The organism is uncultured Nevskia sp. (assembly GCF_903885465.1).
In the GTDB taxonomy this organism is placed as follows: domain Bacteria; phylum Pseudomonadota; class Gammaproteobacteria; order Nevskiales; family Nevskiaceae; genus Nevskia.
On the sequence record NZ_CAISIQ010000562.1, the window covers coordinates 1 to 19644 of the forward strand.

The following is a 19644-nucleotide window of genomic DNA, read 5'->3' on the forward strand; positions in this document are numbered from 1 at the left end:
ATCGCCGCCCAGATCGCCCGCACCAAGGACTACGCGCGGCGGCACTACCTACCGCGTGGAAAAAGCCAGCGCGGCCGTCGTGGCAAGCAGGGCGGCTCTTCGGTCCATCACATCCAACACCGCGTTTCCATTGAGAAACGTCCGGCAAAGGCCGAAACCCGCCAACAGCCCGGACACTGGGAAGCCGATCTGATGCTGTTCTCTCGCTACGGCCAAGCAGTCCTGACCCTGCACGAGCGGCGCACCCGCCTGACCGCCGTGGTACCCCTCGCCAGCAAAGCCGCCGAACCGCTGGCGCAGACCCTCAAAGCCTTGCTGGCTCCGCTACCCGCCCACCTGCGCCGCACCCTGACCTTCGACAACGGCACTGAGTTCGCCCAGCACTACACCCTGCATCAACCCCTCAAGATCAAAACCTTCTTCTGCGATCCCCATGCGCCCTGGCAGAAAGGCGGCATCGAAAATGCCAACGGCCGCCTGCGCCGTTTCCTGCCTCGCAAAACCGATCTGAACACCCTCACCGCCCTCGACTTCCGTCAGATCGCACTTCTCTACAATCACACCCCGCGTAAATGCCTCGGCTTCAAAACGCCTGCCGAAGCTTTCGCCAAACTGTTGCATTTCAAATGTGAATCCACCTTCCCGCCTGCGCGGGAATGACGGATTTTATGTGTGCGTTTAAATCGAAAACGCGCTGGCTCTGACGCTGACGGAGACATCCATCTGCTCGAAGTCTTCCGGCGTGCCGATATAGCCGCCGGTCACCGGCATGATCTGCCGGTTGAGGCGAGCGAACGCGACCGGCACGAGCTGACTGCCGCCGACTCTTTGATTCGACGGATCGAAGGCAATCCAGCCGGCGCCGGGCAAATACACTTCCGCCCAGGCATGCGTGGAGCCAGCGTCCTCGTCCTTCTGATCCGGATCGAAGAGATAGCCCGACACCGCACGGGCGCCGAATCCCAGATGGCGCGCTGCCTCGATGAACAGCGCCGCGATATCGCGACACGAGCCACTGCCCAGCTCCAATGTGCTGGAAGGTGACTGCGTCCCCTCCTCATCACGAACGCGATAGCGAACGTCGCCCAGCACGCCGGCGTTGAGGTCCTTGAGCAGGGACAGGCTGTCGGTCTGCAGTGCCGACACAAAGCCACGCGCCCAGGCGCCCACGCGCTGTGGATCAGGCGTCAGCCAGTCCGGCTGGGCAAGCGCACCCAGATCAACGACATCGTCGAGCGAGTAGGCAAACGGATAGCTGTGGGCATCCGGCGAGATCGCGAAGATCGGCCATTCCGGCGCCGTGTGCTCGACCACTGTTTCGCTGGTGATGGTCAGTTCCCGGGTCGGCTCAGTGAAGGTCGCCGTCGCGATCAGATTGCCGAATACGTCCGCACTCCAGCTGACTTCCGCTGGCGGCACGAACTCCAGCGACCGACGCACCGTGAACAGTTCGCCGCTGTCGCGCGGGGTGATGATGAGCTGGTGCGGCTGCAGCGTGATCGCCCGCGCGTACTGGTAGCGCGTGCGGTGCTTGATGGTCAGTTGCATGAAACGCTGCGCCTTCGGTTCAGGGGCTCGGGGAAAGCCGTCGCTGTCTTCAATCACCGTGGAATATACCGTCTGCTCATTGATGGCACGGCCCTGACAGCAGGGTCCTCGATGCCATCGAGCGGTTCCTGGCGGGAGAACGAAAATAATTGCTCCACGCCTGTCGAAATCCCCAAGGGTGGTTCGTCGTACAGAAGACAACCCAGATGGTTGCCACCCTCAACCCACAGGAGAAGCAGCATGACCAAGATGATTTTCGTAAGCCTGCCCGTCACCGATCTCGCTGCGTCGATGAGCTTCTACAAGGCCCTCGGTTTCGTGAACAACCCGCAGTTCACGGACGATACGGCTGCCTGCATGGTCTGGAGCGAGACGATCGGCGTGATGCTGCTCACCCACGCGAAGTGGCGCACCTTCACGACTCGCCCTATCCCACCGTCAACATCGAGCGAAGTGTCACTCGCCCTCACCTTGGACAGTCGTGAATCGGTCGACGCGATGAACGCAGCAGCCGCCGCGAATGGCGGAACCGGCGACATCAATCCGGTTCAGGATCACGGCTTCATGTACGGCCGGGACATGGCAGACCCGGACGGCCATATCTGGGGCGCGATGTGGATGGATATGGCGGCCTTCCCCACCGGTGAGCAGAAGCAATGAGGGCATCTGCGCCTGGGCTGCGAGCTGATGCATGATCGCGGCGAACAGCAAGGCAGAGCAGCAATGAAGACCCTGGTGATGGGCGCAGGTGCAGTGGGTTGCTACTACGGCGCGATGCTGGCGCGAGCCGGGCATCCGGTCACGCTGGTGGGCCGGCAGCGGCACGTCGAGGTCATCAATCGGGATGGCCTGAACCTGGAGACGGCGGCGTTCTCGGAGCGCCTACCGGTCCGGGCAACGGTCTCACCCGCAGCAGCGGCGGACGCGGAGCTGGTGCTGGTCTGCGTCAAATCCGGTGACACCGAAAGCGCTGGCCGCGAATTGGCGCCGCACCTCGCTGAGGACGCGATCGTGCTGAGCCTTCAGAACGGCGTCGACAATGCCGATCGCCTCGCCCAGGTGCTCGACAGGCCGGTCATTCCTGCCGTGGTCTACGTGGCAGTGGAAATGGCAGGACCGGGTCATGTCCGTCATCACGGCCGTGGCGATCTGCTGATCGGTGCCTCGGCGCGCAGCCCGGAGATCGCCGCGCTGCTGACTGCGGCAAGCATTCCAACGGCGGTCTCCGACGATGTGCTCGCCGCACTCTGGGACAAGCTGATCATCAACTGCGCGTTCAATGCCCTGTCGGCGATTCCGCAGCTGCCTTACGGCGAACTGGTCAAACGCGATCAGGTGCTCCAGGTGATGCACGATGTCGCTGCCGAGTGCCTGGCCGTTGCCGCCGCTGCCGGCATTCGCGTGAACAGCGATCCGCGCATCGCGATCGGGAAGATCGCCGAATCGATGGCCACGCAGTATTCCTCGACCGCGCAGGACCTCGCCGCCGGCCGACCCAGCGAGATCGAGCACCTCAATGGCTACATCGTGAAGACCGGCGCGCGGCTGCAGGTGCCGACGCCGGTCAATCGCGCGCTGTATGCACTGGTGCGCTTGATGGAGCGTGGCGGCAGTCCTCTCAACTCGGATCGAAGGCCTTGAAACCGCGGATGACGGCGGGCCGCGTCCGCACCGTTTCGAGCCAACGCTGAAGACGAGGAATACGCGCCCAGTCCAGCTTCTGTTCGACGGACAGCAGCATGGTCAAGGCGGCGATGTCGGCCAGGCCGAAGCGGTCGCCGCTGATGAAGCCTGATGGGCCGACCATGTGATCCGCGGCGTAGATCGCGTCCAGCGAGCGCTGATTCAGCAGTTCAGCGCCATTGCCGCTGGCCGGTACGCGGCTCAGAGAGAACCCCGAGTGGCTGGGCGCGATGACGTCGGTGACGAAGTACAGGTAGCGCTCCAGCGCCAGGGCTCGCGCGGGATCGGCTTCCGGAAGCAACCGACCCGGCGCGCGCTCGGCCAGGTGCAGTTGGATCGCATTCGATTGGGACAGCACCAGGCGCTGCCCGCCCCGCAGGCTGGCGACGATGGTCGGCACCTTGCCGGCCGGGTTCAGCGCCAGATGTTCCGGGCGTTGATGCTCGCCATTGGCGAGATCGACAAGCACCACGCGATAGGCCAGGCCGGTTTCTTCCAGCGCGATCGCGACGCGGAAGCAGTTGCCGGTGCGGGCGCCATGCAGTTCGATCATGTCGTTCATGCGAGACCTCGGTTGGAAAGTGATGCGGGCTGATGCTCGGGCTGGCTCGCGTCCGGCTTGATCCGGAACCAGATCGCGTACAGCGCCGGCAGGAACACCAGGGTCAGCACGGTGCCGCCGATGGTCCCGCCGATCAGGGTGAAGGCCAGCGAGCCCCAGAACACCGAGAAGGTCAGCGGAATGAAGGCGAACACCGCGGCCAGGGCCGTGAGGATGACCGGCCGCGAGCGCTGCACGGTCGCCTCGACCAGGGCGTGGAAGGGATCAAGGCCCTCGTGCTCGTTGCTGTGGATCTGCCCGATCAGGATCAGCGTGTTGCGCATGATGATGCCGGCCAGACCGATCAAGCCGATGATCGTGTTGAAGCCGAAGGACTGGTTGAACAGCAGCAGGGTCGGCGCCACGCCGACCAGCGCCAGCGGCGCTGTCAGCAGCACCATCGCCATCGCGGCGATCGAACGCACCTGGAAGATGATCACGATGGTCAGCAGGATCAGCATGATCGGAAACACGGCAGCAAGCGCCGCATTGGCCTTGCCGGCTTCTTCCAGCGCGGCGGCGGTCTCGATCTTGTAGCCGCTCGGCAACGTCGCCACGATCGGCGCGATGGCCTTGATCACCTGCAGCGAAATCTCTGGCGGCTGGAACTCTTCACCGATGTCGCCGCGCACCGTGATCGTGGTCAACCGATCGCGCCGATGCTGGATCGGATTTTCCATGCGTACTTCGATCTTGCCGATCTGATCCAGCGGCACACGCTGGCCGGCGACACCGGTCAGCGTGAAAGCGCCGAGCTTGGCGGGGTCGAGGCGCTCGGGACCTGCACTACGCGCCACCACCTCCACCGAGCGGATGTCCTCGCGGATCTGCGTCACCGGCACACCGCTCAGCAGGAACTGCAACTGCTCGGAAGCATCGTGCGAGCTCAGGCCGATGGCGGCGAGGCGTTCCTGGTCGAGCACGAAGTGCAGGACCGGCACGCGCTCACTCCAGTTGGTGTTGACCTGACGCATCGAGGTATTGGCCAGCATCACGCCGCGCACCTTCTCGGCGATCTCGCGTACCTGACCCTCCTCCGGCCCCATCACCCGGAAGGCCACCGGAAAAGGCGAATACGGCCCGAACACAATCTGCGTCGCGCGAATGCGTGCTTCAGGCACCAGCCCCTGCATGGCGACCTCGCGGACACGGCGCTTGAGGATCTCGCGTGCTTCCGGATTTTCGGTGAGCACCACGATCTTGGCGAACGAGGGGTCCGGCAGTTCCGGCGAGATCGCCAGATAGAAACGCGGAGCGCCCTGGCCGATATAGCTGGTGACGATTTTGGTCTCGGGCTGCTGGCGCAGCCAGGCTTCCATCTTCTCGACCGCGGCACTGGTCGACTCGATGCTGCTGCCTTCGGGCATCTGCACTTCGACGAACACTTCCGGACGATCGGAGATCGGGAAGAACTGCTTCTTGGCGAAGCCCAGCAGGAATACCGCGGCGAACAGGCTGGCCAGCACCGCGGCTGCGACCTTCTTCTTGTGCCGGATCGTGCCGACGATCATCGCGCGCAGGCGCCGGTAGCGCGGCGTGCCGTAGATCGCGGCGTGCCCGCCTTCGACCTTCCTGATGGCTGGCAGCAGCTTGACGCCGATGTAAGGCGTGAAGCCGACGGCAATGACCCACGACGTCAGCAACGCGAAGCTCACCACCCAGATGATGTTGCCGGCATATTCGCCGGCGCCGGACTTGGCAAAGCCCACCGGCATCAGCCCGATCGCGGTGACCAGCGTGCCGGCCAGCATCGGTGCGGCAGTGTGGTTCCAGACGTAGGTCGAGGCGACGACGCGGTCCAGACCTTCTTCCATCTTCACGATCATGGCTTCGATGACGATGATCGCGTCGTCCACCAGTAGGCCCAGCGACAGGATCAGCGCGCCCAGCGTGATGCGATCGAAATCCCGTCCGGTGGCCAGCATGACGATGAAGACGCCGGCCAGGGTCAGCGGTACTGCCGCCGCGACCACCAAGCCTGCCCGCCAACCCATACTGACCAGGCAAACCACGATGACCACCACGAGCGCAACGAAGAACTTGAGCATGAATTCGTCGTAGGCCTCCTCGATATTCACTGACTGGTCGGTGATCTTGGTGAACGACAGCCCCAGCGGCATCTCGCTCGAGATCGCCTTGGCTTCCTTGGCCAGATCCGCGCCCAGCAGCAGGCCGTTGTAGCGCTCCTTCATCACCACGCCGAGCAGTAGCGCGGGCTCGCCATCGTTGCGGATCAGGAAGCTGGCGGGGTCTTCGTAGCCGCGCTTCACTTCGGCGATGTCGGACAGCTTCAGGCTGCGGCCGGCAGCGATGATCGGCGTGTCGCGGATCTTCTGCAGATCATCGAAGCCACCATCGAGACGAACCAGCACCTGCGGCCCTGCGGTATCGATCGAGCCGGCCGGCGTCACCAGGTTCTGATCGTTGAGCGCCTTGAAGATGTCGCGCGCCGAGACGCCGAGGTTGGCGAGGCGCGCGTAGGAAAACTCGACGAAGATCCGCTCCGGCCGCTCGCCGATGATGTTGATCTTCTTCACGCCCGGCACGTGCAGCAGGCGCTGACGCAGCGTTTCTGCCTCGCGCACCAGCAGCCGTTGTGGCTCGCCCTTGGCCTTCAGTGCGTAGAGCGCGAACGAGACATCCGCATAGTCGGCGTTGATGAACGGGCCAGCGACGCCGCGCGGCAGCTTGGCCGCTTCGTCGCCGAGCTTCTTGCGTGCCTCGTAGAACTCATCCGGCACGGTCAGTGGCGGCGTCGAATCCTTCAGGGTCACGGTCATGAATGCGAGGCCGGGCCGGGTGAAGGTTTCGGCGCGGTCGTACCACTTCAACTCCTGCATCCGCTTTTCCAGCGGCTCGGCGACCAGGTCCTGCATTTCCTGCGCGGTGGCGCCGGGCCAGGCCGTGACCACGGTCAGCACCTTGATCGTGAAACCCGGATCTTCAGCACGGCCCAGCTTCAGGAAGGCGAACAGGCCGGTCAGCGAAATCGCGATGATCAGGAACAGCGTGACGCTGCGTTCGCGAACCGCCAGCGCCGACAGATTGAAGCCGCTCACTGGGCGGCTCCTGGCGCGGCAGCAAGCCGGACCTTGTCGCCCTGATGCAGCAGATGCGGCCCGAGCGTGACGAAGCGATCACCGGCCGCCAGCCCGCTGGCCAGAGTCGCGGTCTCGTCCTCGATCGCGGCCAGCACGATGGGACGCCAGGACACCTGCGGCTCATTGGTCTTTTGGCCATCGACGACCCAGACACCCGGCCCCTTGCCGTTGTCGAACACGGCGCTGAGCGGGATCTGCATCGCGGACTGGCCGGCAGGTTCGGGGATGTAGATGGTCACCGTTGCACCGAGCGGCGCGGCGGCGGATGCGCCATCGAGCACGTAGCGAGCTTCGTAGGTGCGGGTGCGCGGATCGGCTGCGCTCGACAGCTGCCGCAGCTTGGCGCTGCCGTTGCTCATGGCAGTGCCGCCATAGAGGCTGGCTTTCGCCACCGAGCCGATCGCAGGGCGCAGGGTTTCCGGCAGATGAATCGTCGCTTCGCGCGGGCCGGAACGGGCCAGCCGGACCACGGTCTGGCCGGCGGCAACGACTTGTCCGGGCTCGGCCAGGGTATCGACGACCACGCCATCGGCATCGGCCAGAAGCACCGAGTAGCCGGCTTCGTTGCGGGCCACGTCGATCTGCGCCTGCGCAGCACTCAATTCTGCGGCCGCAGCCAGCGCGGCAGCCTGCATCTGATCGTAGGCGGAGGCCGAGACCGCGCCTTCGGCAACCAGACCGCGATAGCGCTTCTCGTCGGCCGCGGTCTGCAGCGCCCGGGCTTTCGCTGCTTCGACGGTGCCGGCGCGCGCCGCTGTGGCCAACGTGAAATCGGTCCGGTCGATGCGCATCAACGGCTGCAGACGTTTCACCGTCTCGCCCGGGTCGACCAATCGCTCGACGATCTTGCCTGCTACCCGGAAGCCGAGATCGCTCTGTACCCGCGCCGAAACGATGCCGGTGTAGCCGCGTCCGGTCGAAGTTGCGCTGCCGGCTTCGGCGGTCCGCACCAGCGGAAGGCCGGTTCGCGGATCAGCTTCCTGATGGTGACAAGCGGAAAGCAGCAGTGCGCCAGCCAGGTACACGCCGATCGATTTCGATGAAGACACTGTCGCTCTCCCAACAAGGTGAGCCAGCAGTTTCGACAACGAGTGACCAATTTGTCAACTGGTCACAGAGAAACAAGTACTCAGATCAGGGCGCCAGGCTGCGCAGGATCAGGCTGATGATCTCGTTCGGCGCTTCCGGCACGCGATCCAGATTGTGCTGGAGCATCACCGGGTTCATGAACGACTGCATGGCGCCGAAGATCGCCCGGCAGGTTTCGTCGAGCGGCGTCTTGCGCTCGAACTCGCCTGCTGCACGGCCTTCGAGAACGATCTGCTGCAGCAGTTCGAACATCCGCCGCTGGTGCGCGGTCGACGAACCCCAGCGCTCCAGGCTCGAATAAGCGGCGATGTCGTAAAGCTTACGATCATCGAAAAACAGCTTGGCGCTACTGTCCACAGTGGCTTTGAACATCCGCCGCAACTTGTCGGTGGCGGTGCGGCCTTCGGCAATCGAGGCCATCACCTCGCTGCTGATCGAGGCCAGGGTGTTGCTGCAGATCGCTTCGCCGATCGCCTGCTTGGATTCGAAGAACTTGTAGATGTAGGCCTTGGAGAAACCAATCGACGAGGCGAGATCGGAGACCGTGGTCTTGCCGTAGCCGTAGCGGCTGAAGTGCTCGCCAGCCGCCGTGACGATCTGGTCGCGGATGGTGTGGTCGGTCGGCCCGCGCTGGCCGGCGTCGGCGGTTGGTGCAATGTCGTTCATGGTTTCAGATATATCGCGGGTGGCCCCGAATTGACAACTAGTGACCAATACGTAATATGGTCACAGACAGTCATCGCGGAACTCCAATGTCCATCGCCTCCAGAACTTTCGCATCCGGTCTCGTCGGCGCTCTGCTGACGGCTTGCGCCGTCGGCCCCGAGTACCAGCAGCCAGACCTCGCCGCGCCCGCGCAGTTCCAGAACCGGCAGGGTATCGACCAGCGACGGGCGGCACCAGCCGCCGATCTGGTCAGCTGGTGGCAGGGCTTCGGCGATCCGCTGCTGACCCACCTAGTGACCCAGGCGCTGGCCGACAACCTCGATATCGCACAAGCGCTGGCGCGAGTCAGCCAGTCCCGCGCCGCGCTGCAGTTCGCGACGGCGGCGCTGCTGCCGTCCGGTGAGGTTTCCGCCCAGGCTGCGCGCGCCCATCTGTCCTTGCAGACGCCGCAGGGTCGGCTGCTGGATGCGATTCCAGATTTCGATCGCAACGGCGGCTATTACGAAGCCGGCATCGGCGCCGGCTGGGAGATCGACGTGTTCGGCGGCCAGCGCCGCGATCGCGAAGCGGCCATCGCCGAATACCAGGCTTCGCGCGCCGGCATCGCCGCCGCCCGGCTTGCGGTGGCTGCGCAGACGGCCGACCTCTATGTCGGCATCCGCGGCCTGCAGGCGCGCCTTGCCATTGCTAACCAGCAGGCCGAGACCCAGCGCCGCCTGCTGTCGACGATCAAGCTGCAATACGAAGCCGGTGTCGCCGCCGAACTGCAGATGCGCCAGGCCGAGGGCGCGCTGTCTCAGGTCGAGGCCGGCATTCCGGTGCTTGAAGCGGCACTCGAATCGGTCTCGAACGCGCTCGATGTCCTGCTCGGAACACAGCCGGGCACTCATCGCGCGGAGTTGTCCCTGCCCTCGCCGATTCCGGTCGCGCCGATGATTGCCGATGCCGGCGGCCCGGCCGATCTGATCCGCCGCCGGCCTGATCTGATCGTTGCCGAACGCAGGCTGGCGGCGGCCAATGCCCGGATCGGTGCGGCAATCTCCGAGTACTACCCGAAGCTGTCGTTGAGCGGCCTGCTCGGCACTGCGACGACTGTGTCCGGCAACCTGTTCGATGGCGGTGCCGGTCAGGCGCGCGCGACGCTGGGCCTGCGCTGGCGGATCTTCGATTTCGTCCGAGTCGATGCCGAGATCGCTGCGGCGCGTGGCCGCAATGCCGAGTCGCTGGCGGCCTACAAGCTGTCGGTGCTGCGGGCTTCGCAGGATGTCGAGGACGCGTTCTCGATGCTGGTCCGCCGCGAAGCGCAGGCCAGCAGCCTGGCCAGCGGCGAAAGCTCGTATGTCCGCGCTCGCGATGCCTCGCTGGCCGCATACAAGGGCGGCGTGGTCAGCCTGATTGAAGTGCTCGATGCCGACAGCCGCTTGCTGGCCACCCGCGATGCCCGCGCCCAGGCGCAGACCGAAGCGGCGCGTGCGGCGATCGCGTCGTTCAGAGCCTTGGGCGGGGGCTGGAATCCCGCCGAGAACACAGGGTCCTGAGCGATGAGCATTCCTTCCAAGTCCCAGCAGCGCAGCATCCTGCTGATCGCCTCGCTGGTGTCGTCGCTGGTGATGCTCGATTCGAACGTCGTCGCCGTATCGCTGCCGACCATCGCCAGTTCATTGCAGGCGAGTTTCGCCGACATGCAGTGGGTAGTCACCGCCTACGTGCTGCCCTTCGCCGCGCTGCTGCTGGCGGCCGGTTCGTTCGGTGATCTCTACGGCCGCCGCCGCGCCGTGCTGCTCGGCCAGGCAATCTTCGCGGTGGCCTCGCTGCTCTGCGCGCTGGCGGTATCGCCGCTGATGCTCAATCTTGCCCGCGCCTTGCAGGGTGCTGGCGCCGCGCTGCTGCTGACCGCCGCGCTGGCGATCATCAACCACAGCTTTCCGCCCGCCGAACGCGCTCGGGCTTATGCGTTCTGGGGCGCAAGCCTTGGCCTCGCGATCACCTGCGGGCCAATCCTTGGCGGCGTCATCTCCAGCCTGTTCGGCTGGCACTGGGTGTTCCTGATCAATCTGCCGATCTGCGCAGTGCTGATCGTCGCCACCTTGAAAGTCATTCCCGAATCGAATGACCCGGAAGCCAAGCGCCTCGATCACGCGGGTGTGGCCACCTTCAGCAGCGGCCTGTTCCTGCTGACCTGGGCGGTGATCGACGGCAATGCTCTGGGCTGGTTCGCGCCGGCCGTGCTGTGGCGCTTCGGCGGCGGCGTCTTGCTGTTGGCGGCTTTCGTTGCTGTCGAGCGAATGCAGACGCGGCCGATGGTCGACTTCGGCCTGTTCCGCTCTGGCAACTTCGTCGGCAGCGCCTTCGCGATGATCGGCTACGCGGGCGGTGCGCAGGTGATGATCTTCTACCTGCCGCTGTATCTGCAGAACACCTATGGCTACACGCCGATGATCGCCGGCCTGGCGATGCTGCCGTTCGCGCTGCCGATGCTGATCGTGCCACGGGTCGGCGCCTGGCTGGCGACGACCTGGTCATCGCGCTCGATCCTGTGTCTGGGGCTGGCGATCACCTCGCTGGCGAATCTCGCTCTGGCGACCTTGGCGAGTGCTGCTGCCTCGTATCTACCGTTCGCGATCGCGATGCTGTTCGCCGGCAGCGGTGCCGGCCTGCTCAATGGCGAGACCGCGAAAGCGATGCAGAACGCCGTGCCGACCCAGCGTGCCGGCATGTCCTCGGGCCTCGGTGCAACAGCGCGTTTCAGCGGCCTGCTGTTCGGCGTCGCCGGCCTCGGCGCGGTACTGCTCGCAGTGACCTCGAAGCACATCACCCGCGTTGCCGGCGATTGGGGCATCGACGTTCCAGCCGCGCTGGCCGCGGCCAAGCGCTACACGGCGGGCGATGTCGGCGGCGCCATGCAAAGCCTGCCCGCAGCGATTCGCGACAGCGCTGGCGACAACTTGAAAGCGGCCTTCGAAGCCGGCTTCTCGGCTGCAACGCTGACCGCCGCGGGTGTCGCGCTGACGGCCCTGATCCTGACCCGTTTGCTGATGGCGGGCAGCAGCGCCGCGGAGCTGAGCCGCTGAGCCGCCAACTAGCTCCAGCATATTCTCTTTCAAGATCTACAAACACCTGTCATTCCCGCGCAGGCGGGAATCCGGTTTTGGCCGTAGCGCACCGCATCAGAACTGGATGCCCGCCTGCGCGGGCCTGACGGAATCTTGTGATTCCATTCTGCTAGGAAACTGCGCTAGCCGATCGTCAGCAGCTCTTCGTAGAACGCGCCGATCCTGCGCGTGCGGTCAACGAAATGGATTTCAAGTATCCAGTGCCGCTGCCGGCCGAGTGAATCCAGCCCGCGCATCGGCCGATGGTGGTTGGCGTCTGCGTAGCCAACGCTGGGATTCTCCGGAAGACTCTTGTGCGGATACTCGCCGACCAGATGGGCCGCGATGCTGCCGCCGAACTCCCAGCCCGCATCGACCGCCAGTGACTGCAGGTAGCGGAACAGTTCGCTGCCGGTGATCTCCGGATGCGCCTGGAAGTAGCGCTTGCCGGCTGCGAAAGCCGTGGCCACGTCATCGCGCAGGCGCAGCTTCGCCGGATCGTTGCCGAGCACATAGGTGCGTCCGAAATCGGCCTCCCAGGCTTCGAAGATCGGCCCGAGATCGACGAACACGATGTCGTCTTCGCCCAGCGTCAGCTCGGGCGGATCATCGTCGTAAGGTGCCAGCGTGTTGACGCCGGCCCGCACCAGCCGCTTGTGCCAGTTACGTTCGATACCGAATTCCCGCAGCCCCAGCTCGGCGATTTCGCGAGTCAGCTGCGATTCGGAAACCCCCGGCCGGATCAGGCTCTGCTCGATCCGCGCGAACAGCGCAGCGGCTTTCGATTGCGCTTCGGCAAGGGCAGTTGCACGGTCGATTTCAGCATTCATGCCCGGCAGGATAGACGCACGGACCGCCAGCGTCGGAGCAGGGTCAACGCGCGAGCACTGCGACCGAGGTCAGCACCGGCTGGTCGCGGTAACGGTCCGGGAAAATCCGCTTCAGTGCTTCGACCTTCGGAATATCGTTGATCGCGATATACGCCTGAGTCGGATTGTGGACCAGGAAATCCTGGTGGTAAGCCTCGGCAGGGAAAAAGCCCGGCAGCGTTTCGGTGGTGGTGACGATCGGCTGCGCGAAGCTGCCGGCTTCGGTCAACTGGGCGATATAGCTTTCGGCGATCCGCCGCTGCAGATCGTTCTTCGGAAAGATCGCCGAACGATACTGAGTGCCGCGATCCGGCCCCTGACGATCCTTCTGGGTTGGATCGGCAACGACGGAAAAATAGATCTGCAGCAACTGGCCGTAGCTGACCTGCTTCGGGTCGTAGCTGATCTCGACCGCTTCGGCGTGGCCGGTGCGGCCGCTGCCGACCAGTTCGTAATAAGCCGTCGAAGCGCTGCCGCCGGCATAGCCGGAGATCGCCCGGCTGACGCCCTTGACTCGCTGGTAAACGCCCTGCACGCCCCAGAAGCAGCCACCGGCAAACACGGCGGTTTCGCTGCCGCTTTCTGCCGGGGCCGTTTCATCGAACTTCGGTGCCGGCACCACCGCTACTGCAGCAGGTTTCTCTGAATAGGCCGGCGCCTGCCAGAACAGGGAGACAGCGATCGCGAACGCACCCAGCACCAGCGCGGCACGCGTCATCCGGCCTGCAAAGGATGATGAAGACGAATTGAAGTTCGACATGGGAGGCCTCTTCTAACCAAAAGTGAATGCAAATGCTTCGACATCGGGATCGAGGAATTCGATCTCGAAAGTCCGCTCCTCGACCGCGCCGGCTTGGCGAACCAGTTGATAGAGCTGTTGTGTGCGGACGCTGCCCAGACCTTGCGCGTCACTGTCGACGCCATGGCTGGCGGCGGGCGGCTTGCCATCGAGCAGCACGCGATAACGCACTGGCTTGCCGCTTGGCCCCGGGCCGAGCACCAGGTTGACGTCGCGGGCATGGAAGCGGAATGCGATGCGGCCAGCCTTGCCGCTCAGCCGCGCCTGTTCCTTGCCGATGTTCCAGGTGCCGGCCAGTGCCCACTGATTAAGAGTCAGTTGGCCCGGAATGGCGTATGACTTGGCTTCATCGCGAACGACGGCGCTGTTGGCCGCATCTGCCGAAACGAAGTTCTCGGCGCGGCTGTAGCCGAGATAGGTTTCAGGCGATTTCACTGCGGCATCGTTGGCCGCCTGAGCAACGCCGCCAGCCTCGACTTTCACCAGCCCGCTGTCGCCAGCGGCCTTGCCGGCCTCGGCCAGCAGTTGCTGGATCATCTTCTCCGACTCGTCGTAACCGCCTTCGCCGAAATGGTGATGGCGGATACGGCCTTCGGTGTCGATGAAGTAATGCGCCGGCCAGAAGCGATTGCCGAAGCCGCGCCAGATCGCGTAGTCGTTGTCGATCGCAACGGGATAACCCACCTTCAGGTCTTTGGTCGCCCGTCGGACATTGTCGAGATCCTTCTCGAACGCGAACTCCGGCGCATGCACGCCGATCACCACCAGGCCCTGGTCGCGGTACTTGTCAGCCCAGGCGCGAACATAGGGCAAGGTGCGCAGGCAGTTGATGCAGGAGTAGGTCCAGAAGTCGATCAGCACCACCTTGCCGCGCAGGCTGTCGACGCTCAGCGGCGGCGAGTTCAGCCAGGCGACCGCACCGGCCAGCGACGGCAGTCGGCCTTCGATCGGCGGGCCGGCAGCCGCGCCATTGCCGGGCGCGGCCATCATCATGCCGCCGCCCGTGTGATCCGGATCGGCCGCCATCATCATGCCGCCGCCGTTCATGGCGCCGCCGTCGACCAGGATGTCTGCGTCCGGCGCGGGGTTCGCCTGCGAGCCCTCCGGGTGCAGTTGATCGACGATCTTCTGCTCGAAGCCGGCAGTGCTGGCCAGCGACAATCGCGTCAGAACGCCGGTATCCCATCCGAAGGCAATGGCGATGACACCAACCAGCACCGCAGCGCCCAGGCCGCGGCGTATCCATTCGCCAGTGCCCAGCGAACGCTTCAAGGCTGCGAATAGCTTGCCGCCGATCAGCAGCGCGGCCGCCAGGGAAGTGGCTGCGCCCAGACCGTAGGCGACCAGCAGCAAGGTGGTCTTGCCGTTCGCACCTTGCAGCGCCGCGCCGGTCAGCACCAGGCCGAGGATCGGGCCGGCGCATGGCGCCCAAAGCAGGCCGGTGGCCATGCCGAGCACCAGCGACGGCAGGATCGAAGCACCGCCGCCCGCTGCATCCGCTGATTGCGACAGCCGACCGCCGAGCGCCACCAGCGGCTGCATCAGCCGATCGGCCAGTCGCGGCAGCAACAAGGTCAGACCGAAGAATCCAAGCAGCAGAATTGCGATCAAGCGGCCGTACTGATTGGCCTGCACCGCCCAACCACCGCCGACCGCCGCCAGGGTGGCGACCAGCGCAAAAGTGATCGCCATGCCCAACAGCATCGGCAGCCCGCTGCGTACGAAGGGCTGCCCGGCACGCGCAAACACGAACGGCAGCACCGGCAGGATGCAGGGGCTCAGGATCGTCAACACGCCACCGAGGTAAGCCAGCAGGATCAGCAGCACATCGCCTCCGAGCACAGCATGGGAGATGGTTTCACGCGGCCACCGGCTTGAAGCTCATCGCGACCCCGTTCATGCAGTAGCGCAGGCCGGTCGGCACCGGGCCGTCGTTGAAGACATGGCCCAGATGGCCACCGCAGCGGCCGCAATGCACTTCGGTCCGTGCCATGCCCGCCGAACCATCTTCTCGTTCGCCGACCGCGGTCTTGTCGATCGGCTTCCAGAAGCTCGGCCAACCGGTTCCGCTCTCGAACTTGGTGTCCGACGCAAACAGCTCGCGATCGCAGCCCGCACAGGCGAAGGTGCCAGCGTGATGCTCGTCGTTGAGCGGACTGGTGTACGGCCGCTCGGTGGCTTCGCGGCGCAGCACGGCGTACTGGTTGGGTGTCAGCTGCTTGCGCCATTCCTCGTCGCTACGGCTCACTTCAAAGCGCTCGGCGGAGGTGGTCGCTGCGCTCAGCGGCTCGCTTTCGCTGCGGCAACTGATGAAGCTCGTTGCAAGACCGGCAAGGCCAGTCGTGAGCAGCAGACGTCGGGACAGGTTCATGCTTGCTCCAAGGCTCGTGACGGATGAATTCGTTCATCCTGATACGCAGAGTGTGGCGATCCGGACGAGGTCCGGAATAGCGCCGGGCGTTCGAAAATCATGCTCGCAACGCCACGATCGCTGGCGTTCCTTTGATCAAAACGTGAAAGGCCCGCAGGGGAAAATCCCTGCGAGCCTTGATCCTGCGTCCGTTCTTTCCGGTTCCAACAGCCTTGCTCAGAACCTGTAGCGGACCGTCATGCCGACGATGCGCGGATCGCTGGGCTGACCGAGGATCAGCCCCGAATTGCCCGTCTGGATGGTCAGTGCGGTGATGTAGTCGGTATCGAACAGGTTGCGGGCGAAGACGTCGAATTCCCAACCGGTTCTGAAGCGGTAGCCAAGGCTGGCATTGGTGACCGTGTAGCCGCTGATCTCGGTGTACTGCGATGCCGAGGTATCGCTGTTGTAGCCGGTGCGCGAGTTCGTATCGACGTGGACGATCACGGCGCCCGGGCCTGCCGGCAGCGTGTAATCGAAGCCGACGCTGCCGACCCACTTCGACAAACCCGCCAGCCGGACCCCGGTGAGGTTGCAGGCAACGGTGGCGGCGGTCTGCACTTCGAGCGGGCATGGCCCGGCGGGATAGTCGGTGTTCTCGCCATCGGCGTAGGCCATCGAGGCGCGTACCTGAAAGCCCTTGAACAGCAGCGCGACCACATCCAGTTCCACGCCCTGCACGCGCACTTCGGGAACATTGGCCGGATACGAACGCAGCGCCGCTGTCTCGATATTGGAGACGACATTGGCCTGGTAGTCCTCGACCACGGACCGGTAGACAGCGAGGTTCGCGGTCGCACGTCCATCGAACAGGGTCGACTTCAGGCCGAGCTCGATGGTCGCGTTCTTTTCGTCCTTGATCACCGCCGTCGCCAGCGCCGGCTGGTTCTGGGCGTCCAGCGGCAGGCCCGATTGATTGAGGCCGCCGGACTTGAAGCCATAGGCGTAGCTTGCGTAGCTCAGCAGGCTTTGCGTCAGCTGATACGCCAGATTGGCGCGGCCGGACACATTGCCGCCGGAGTCCGCCGCCGAATAATTCTGCGGCCGCAGGATCGACAGCTGGGCGCGCTTCAGTTCCGCTGCAGTGGCCGCGTTGTATTGCGTCAGATCGGGCCCGCCGAACACCTGCGTCGCGTAGCTGCCGTTCTTGTCCTCGTAGGTGTAGCGCAGACCCAGAGTGCCGGTCAGGCGCGGGATGACTTCGTAACTCACTTCACCGAAGGCCGCGTAGCTCTTCACATCGAAGCGCGACTGGCCGATCTGCCCGTAACCGTCGAGCAGATCGCGCGGGATGGTCGCCGTGAAGTTCGCCTGATTGAGCAGCCAGTAGGCTGCTTCCGGCCCGTAGACACTGGTCGGCTGGCCGGAAATCTCCTGCGTGTAGAAGTACAGCCCGCCAACGTAGTTCAGCGGCCCGGCGCCATCGGTGGCGATGCGCAATTCCTGGCTGTACTGATCCTGGCGCGAGGGAATGCGCTGAAGTGTCTGGATCGGCACGCCGATGTAGTCGCGATCGTTGGCGACGTTCCAGTCCCAGTAGCGCCAGGCGGTGACCGAGGTCAGCGTTTGCGTGCCCAGATTCCACTCGGTGATCAGCGAAGCGCCGCCGTCCTGGGTATCGATGCGCAGATCGGCGTCGATGTCGGTCAGGCGGTCATAGACATCGCGGCTTGGCGGCTCGTAGCCGAGGCCTGCGGCCAATGCCGGGAACTGTCGTGCGGGGCTGCGCCGGCTCTGGGCAACCCGCAGGAAACTCTGCGTGCAGCAGGCGGCGTCCAGATCGGAGACATCGGCGATCAGTCGCAGCTTCAGGTTCTCCATCGGCAGGAACAGCAGCTGACCGCGCAAGGCGTAATTGTTCAGCTCGTTCTCATCAACATCGGTCCTGACGTTGTGGATGACGCCATCGCGCCGAGTGAATTGTCCTGAAACGCGACCAGCCACCACGTCATCGAGGAGCGGCCCGGAGAAGCTGGTCTTGGCCTGCAGGAAATTGAATTCTCCCAGCGACACTTCCCCGTTCAGTTCCGGCGTGAATGTCGGTTCGCGGCTGATGACGTGAATGGCACCGGCGGTGGTGTTCTTGCCGAACAAGGTGCCCTGCGGGCCGCGCAGCACTTCGATGCGATCGATGTCGGTGAAATCGAACGAGGCCGTGGCCGGGCGGCCGTGATAGACCTGATCGACATAGAAACCGACGCCCGGTTCGATGCCGTCATTGGCAGCGCTGACCGACAAGGTGTTCGAGCCCAGGCCGCGGATCGTGTACGCGGTGTTCCGGGGATTGGCCGAGTTGTAGTACAGCGTCGGCACCAGCTGGCTGAGCGACTGGGTATTGACCGTGTAGCTGCTGTCGAGCAGCTTGCCGCCGATCACCGAGATCGCGGCGGGCACCGACTGAACGTTCTCCTCGCGGCGACGAGCCGTGACGATCACTTCGCCGAGCGTAGTGGCTTCGCCTGCATTGCTCCTGTCGGCCGCCGCTTTCTCATCGGCGACCGGGGGCGGCGAAGCCGACTCCTGCGCAGCGACGGACAGCACGGAAAAACACGCCGATGCAGCGGCGAGCGCAAGCTTGTTAGGCACAGAGGCTTCCCTTATTTAATCGTTATATACATGAGCATATAACGACGCTCGGAAAAAAGCCGCAAGGCCTGATCAAGCGCCCTGCGTGGGAAAGCCCTCGAAACTAGTTGTTCGGCGCCCCGCCCTCGATCCAGGCCTTGAACAAAGCCCGCTGCGCCGGTTCGAGCAGGCGCGGCGGATCGGACATCGGCATCGCGTTGCCGCTACCGCCGACGCTGACATGAGTGCCGTTCAGCTTGTGCCACAGGTAGCTCTTATCCGGCTGGCCCGGCGTCACCCGCTGCAGCGGAGACTCGGTGCTCGCAGCGCCGACCAGACTCGCGTACGAACTTGCGCGCGCCAGATTGAGGCCGCCGTTCTCGGCGCCGGTGACGTGGCAGTACACGCACTGGGCGTTGAAGATCGGCTGCAGCTGGGTGCGGTAGCTGACGGCCTCGTCGGCAGACGCAGCCATCGCGATCAGCGCGCTGCCCAGCCCGATCGCAATCGAGGTCTTCATGCCGAGCGCACTGGCTCGGTCAGCGCCGCCGTCCCGGCCAGATAGCCGAAGGTCATCGCCGGGCCGATGGTGCCGCCGCCAGCCCAGTAGGCCTGACCAGCCGGCGCCGCCACGCAGTTGCCTGCGGCATACAGGCCCGGAATCGGCTTACGCTGCGCATCAAGCACCTGCCCCTGCGAATTGACCACCGGGCCGCCCTTGGTATCGAGCGTGCCGGCGCCGACGATCGTCGCGTAGTAAGGGCCTGCATCGGCGATCGGGTGCATCAGCAGATTCGGGTTCGGGTTGGCGACTTTCGGCACCGCCATGAAATGGAAGGCGGTTTCAATCGGCGCTTCGCCACGCGAGAAATCCGGATCACGCCCAGCCTTGGCGAAGCCGTTGTAGCGCTTGATGCTGGCTTTCAGATTGGCAAGGAAAGCCTTGTCGAGTTTCAGGTTGCCGGTCTTGGCGGCGATGCCGGCCAGACGGCTTTCGATGTTCTTCGCGAGCTCTTCGAGCGTCTTGCCTTCGATGACGTGATCAAGCTTGGCGTTCGCCGCCGGGATCGGGTCATAGCCGGCGAAGTGCTTGGCGGTGCGCGAGTCCCAGATCATGAAGCCGAGCAGGTTCGGGTATTCGGCCTTGACCGGGTCCCAGACGAAATGCGACTGCGCGCGCTCGTCGTACTGGATCTTTTCATTGACCCAGCGATGACCGTA

17 protein-coding genes are annotated in these 19644 nt (G+C 64.5%); 5 read left to right on the forward strand and 12 right to left on the reverse strand.

Features of this window, described 5'->3' with window-relative positions; translation table 11 throughout:
- Positions 1 to 660: IS30 family transposase (locus QZY06_RS21800; protein WP_295688298.1), on the forward strand; the 660-nt coding region annotated here is incomplete at its 5' end.
- Between the two features lie 18 nt (positions 661 to 678).
- Here QZY06_RS21800 and QZY06_RS21805 read toward each other — a convergent pair.
- Complete coding sequence (locus QZY06_RS21805) at positions 679 to 1548, reverse strand: transglutaminase family protein (protein WP_295688301.1); 870 nt, start codon at positions 1546 to 1548, stop codon at positions 679 to 681.
- A gap of 240 nt (positions 1549 to 1788) precedes the next feature.
- On the opposite strand from QZY06_RS21805, the gene QZY06_RS21810 reads away from it, so the two are divergent.
- Together QZY06_RS21810 and QZY06_RS21815 are read left to right on the forward strand one after the other, a co-directional pair.
- Positions 1789 to 2208, forward strand: a complete 420-nt coding sequence (locus tag QZY06_RS21810) for a VOC family protein (RefSeq protein ID WP_295688303.1) — start codon at positions 1789 to 1791, stop codon at positions 2206 to 2208.
- A gap of 63 nt (positions 2209 to 2271) precedes the next feature.
- Complete coding sequence (locus QZY06_RS21815; RefSeq protein ID WP_295688306.1) at positions 2272 to 3189, forward strand: ketopantoate reductase family protein; 918 nt, start codon at positions 2272 to 2274, stop codon at positions 3187 to 3189.
- Here the strand turns inward: QZY06_RS21815 and QZY06_RS21820 are convergent.
- The 4 genes from QZY06_RS21820 to QZY06_RS21835 all read right to left on the reverse strand — a co-directional run bounded on the left by QZY06_RS21820 (position 3167) and on the right by QZY06_RS21835 (position 8688).
- Positions 3167 to 3793, reverse strand: coding sequence for a glutathione S-transferase family protein (locus tag QZY06_RS21820; RefSeq protein ID WP_295688309.1), 627 nt, complete (start codon positions 3791 to 3793; stop codon positions 3167 to 3169). The two genes, QZY06_RS21815 and QZY06_RS21820, sit on opposite strands and share 23 nt — an antisense overlap.
- Positions 3790 to 6891 carry an efflux RND transporter permease subunit gene (locus QZY06_RS21825; RefSeq protein WP_295688313.1) on the reverse strand — a complete coding sequence of 1034 codons (3102 nt, stop codon included), beginning with the start codon at positions 6889 to 6891 and terminating at the stop codon, positions 3790 to 3792. The genes QZY06_RS21820 and QZY06_RS21825 overlap by 4 nt, the downstream gene beginning before the upstream one ends.
- Positions 6888 to 7982, reverse strand: coding sequence for an efflux RND transporter periplasmic adaptor subunit (locus QZY06_RS21830; RefSeq protein ID WP_295688315.1), 1095 nt, complete (start codon positions 7980 to 7982; stop codon positions 6888 to 6890). Before QZY06_RS21830 ends, QZY06_RS21825 begins: the two co-directional genes overlap by 4 nt.
- An 85-nt stretch (positions 7983 to 8067) precedes the next feature.
- On the reverse strand, positions 8068 to 8688 hold the full coding sequence (locus QZY06_RS21835) for a TetR/AcrR family transcriptional regulator (protein ID WP_295688317.1): 621 nt from the start codon (positions 8686 to 8688) through the stop codon (positions 8068 to 8070).
- A gap of 86 nt (positions 8689 to 8774) precedes the next feature.
- Between QZY06_RS21835 and QZY06_RS21840 the strand changes: the two genes are divergently transcribed.
- Together QZY06_RS21840 and QZY06_RS21845 are read left to right on the forward strand one after the other, a co-directional pair.
- Positions 8775 to 10226, forward strand: a complete 1452-nt coding sequence (locus tag QZY06_RS21840) for an efflux transporter outer membrane subunit (RefSeq protein ID WP_295688319.1) — start codon at positions 8775 to 8777, stop codon at positions 10224 to 10226.
- A gap of 3 nt (positions 10227 to 10229) precedes the next feature.
- Positions 10230 to 11759 (forward strand): MFS transporter, encoded by a 1530-nt coding sequence (locus QZY06_RS21845; protein ID WP_295688320.1) that lies wholly within the window; start codon positions 10230 to 10232, stop codon positions 11757 to 11759.
- A 164-nt stretch (positions 11760 to 11923) separates the two neighbouring features.
- Here QZY06_RS21845 and QZY06_RS21850 read toward each other — a convergent pair whose 3' ends face one another.
- The 7 genes from QZY06_RS21850 to QZY06_RS21880 form a co-directional block, all read right to left on the reverse strand.
- Complete coding sequence (locus QZY06_RS21850) at positions 11924 to 12610, reverse strand: M24 family metallopeptidase (protein ID WP_295688322.1); 687 nt, start codon at positions 12608 to 12610, stop codon at positions 11924 to 11926.
- Positions 12611 to 12653: 43 nt separating this feature from the next.
- Entirely contained in the window at positions 12654 to 13367 is a 714-nt protein-coding gene (gene msrA, locus QZY06_RS21855; RefSeq protein ID WP_295688323.1) for a peptide-methionine (S)-S-oxide reductase MsrA, read from the reverse strand.
- Between the two features lie 54 nt (positions 13368 to 13421).
- Positions 13422 to 15275, reverse strand: a complete 1854-nt coding sequence (locus QZY06_RS21860) for a cytochrome c biogenesis protein DipZ (RefSeq protein WP_295688326.1) — start codon at positions 15273 to 15275, stop codon at positions 13422 to 13424.
- A gap of 31 nt (positions 15276 to 15306) precedes the next feature.
- Positions 15307 to 15819 carry a peptide-methionine (R)-S-oxide reductase MsrB gene (gene msrB, locus QZY06_RS21865; RefSeq protein ID WP_295688329.1) on the reverse strand — a complete coding sequence of 171 codons (513 nt, stop codon included), beginning with the start codon at positions 15817 to 15819 and terminating at the stop codon, positions 15307 to 15309.
- Between the two features lie 216 nt (positions 15820 to 16035).
- A complete protein-coding gene (locus tag QZY06_RS21870; protein WP_295688331.1) occupies positions 16036 to 18399 on the reverse strand; it encodes a TonB-dependent receptor in 2364 nt (787 codons plus the stop codon).
- Positions 18400 to 18547: 148 nt separating this feature from the next.
- On the reverse strand, positions 18548 to 18943 hold the full coding sequence (locus tag QZY06_RS21875) for a c-type cytochrome domain-containing protein (protein WP_295688332.1): 396 nt from the start codon (positions 18941 to 18943) through the stop codon (positions 18548 to 18550).
- On the reverse strand, positions 18940 to 19644 hold a 705-nt coding region (locus tag QZY06_RS21880), incomplete at its 5' end, for an FAD-binding protein (protein ID WP_295688333.1). The genes QZY06_RS21880 and QZY06_RS21875, both read right to left, overlap by 4 nt.

Bases quoted from the DNA above. Each gene is read 5' to 3' on its own strand.
- QZY06_RS21805 (WP_295688301.1), bottom strand. From the start codon at position 1,548: ATGCAACTGACCATCAAGCACCGCACGCGCTACCAGTACGCGCGGGCG.
- QZY06_RS21810 (WP_295688303.1), top strand. From the start codon at position 1,789: ATGACCAAGATGATTTTCGTAAGCCTGCCCGTCACCGATCTCGCTGCG.
- QZY06_RS21815 (WP_295688306.1), top strand. From the start codon at position 2,272: ATGAAGACCCTGGTGATGGGCGCAGGTGCAGTGGGTTGCTACTACGGC.
- QZY06_RS21820 (WP_295688309.1), bottom strand. From the start codon at position 3,793: ATGAACGACATGATCGAACTGCATGGCGCCCGCACCGGCAACTGCTTC.
- QZY06_RS21835 (WP_295688317.1), bottom strand. From the start codon at position 8,688: ATGAACGACATTGCACCAACCGCCGACGCCGGCCAGCGCGGGCCGACC.
- QZY06_RS21840 (WP_295688319.1), top strand. From the start codon at position 8,775: ATGTCCATCGCCTCCAGAACTTTCGCATCCGGTCTCGTCGGCGCTCTG.
- QZY06_RS21845 (WP_295688320.1), top strand. From the start codon at position 10,230: ATGAGCATTCCTTCCAAGTCCCAGCAGCGCAGCATCCTGCTGATCGCC.
- QZY06_RS21850 (WP_295688322.1), bottom strand. From the start codon at position 12,610: ATGAATGCTGAAATCGACCGTGCAACTGCCCTTGCCGAAGCGCAATCG.
- msrA (WP_295688323.1), bottom strand. From the start codon at position 13,367: ATGACGCGTGCCGCGCTGGTGCTGGGTGCGTTCGCGATCGCTGTCTCC.
- msrB (WP_295688329.1), bottom strand. From the start codon at position 15,819: ATGAACCTGTCCCGACGTCTGCTGCTCACGACTGGCCTTGCCGGTCTT.
- QZY06_RS21875 (WP_295688332.1), bottom strand. From the start codon at position 18,943: ATGAAGACCTCGATTGCGATCGGGCTGGGCAGCGCGCTGATCGCGATG.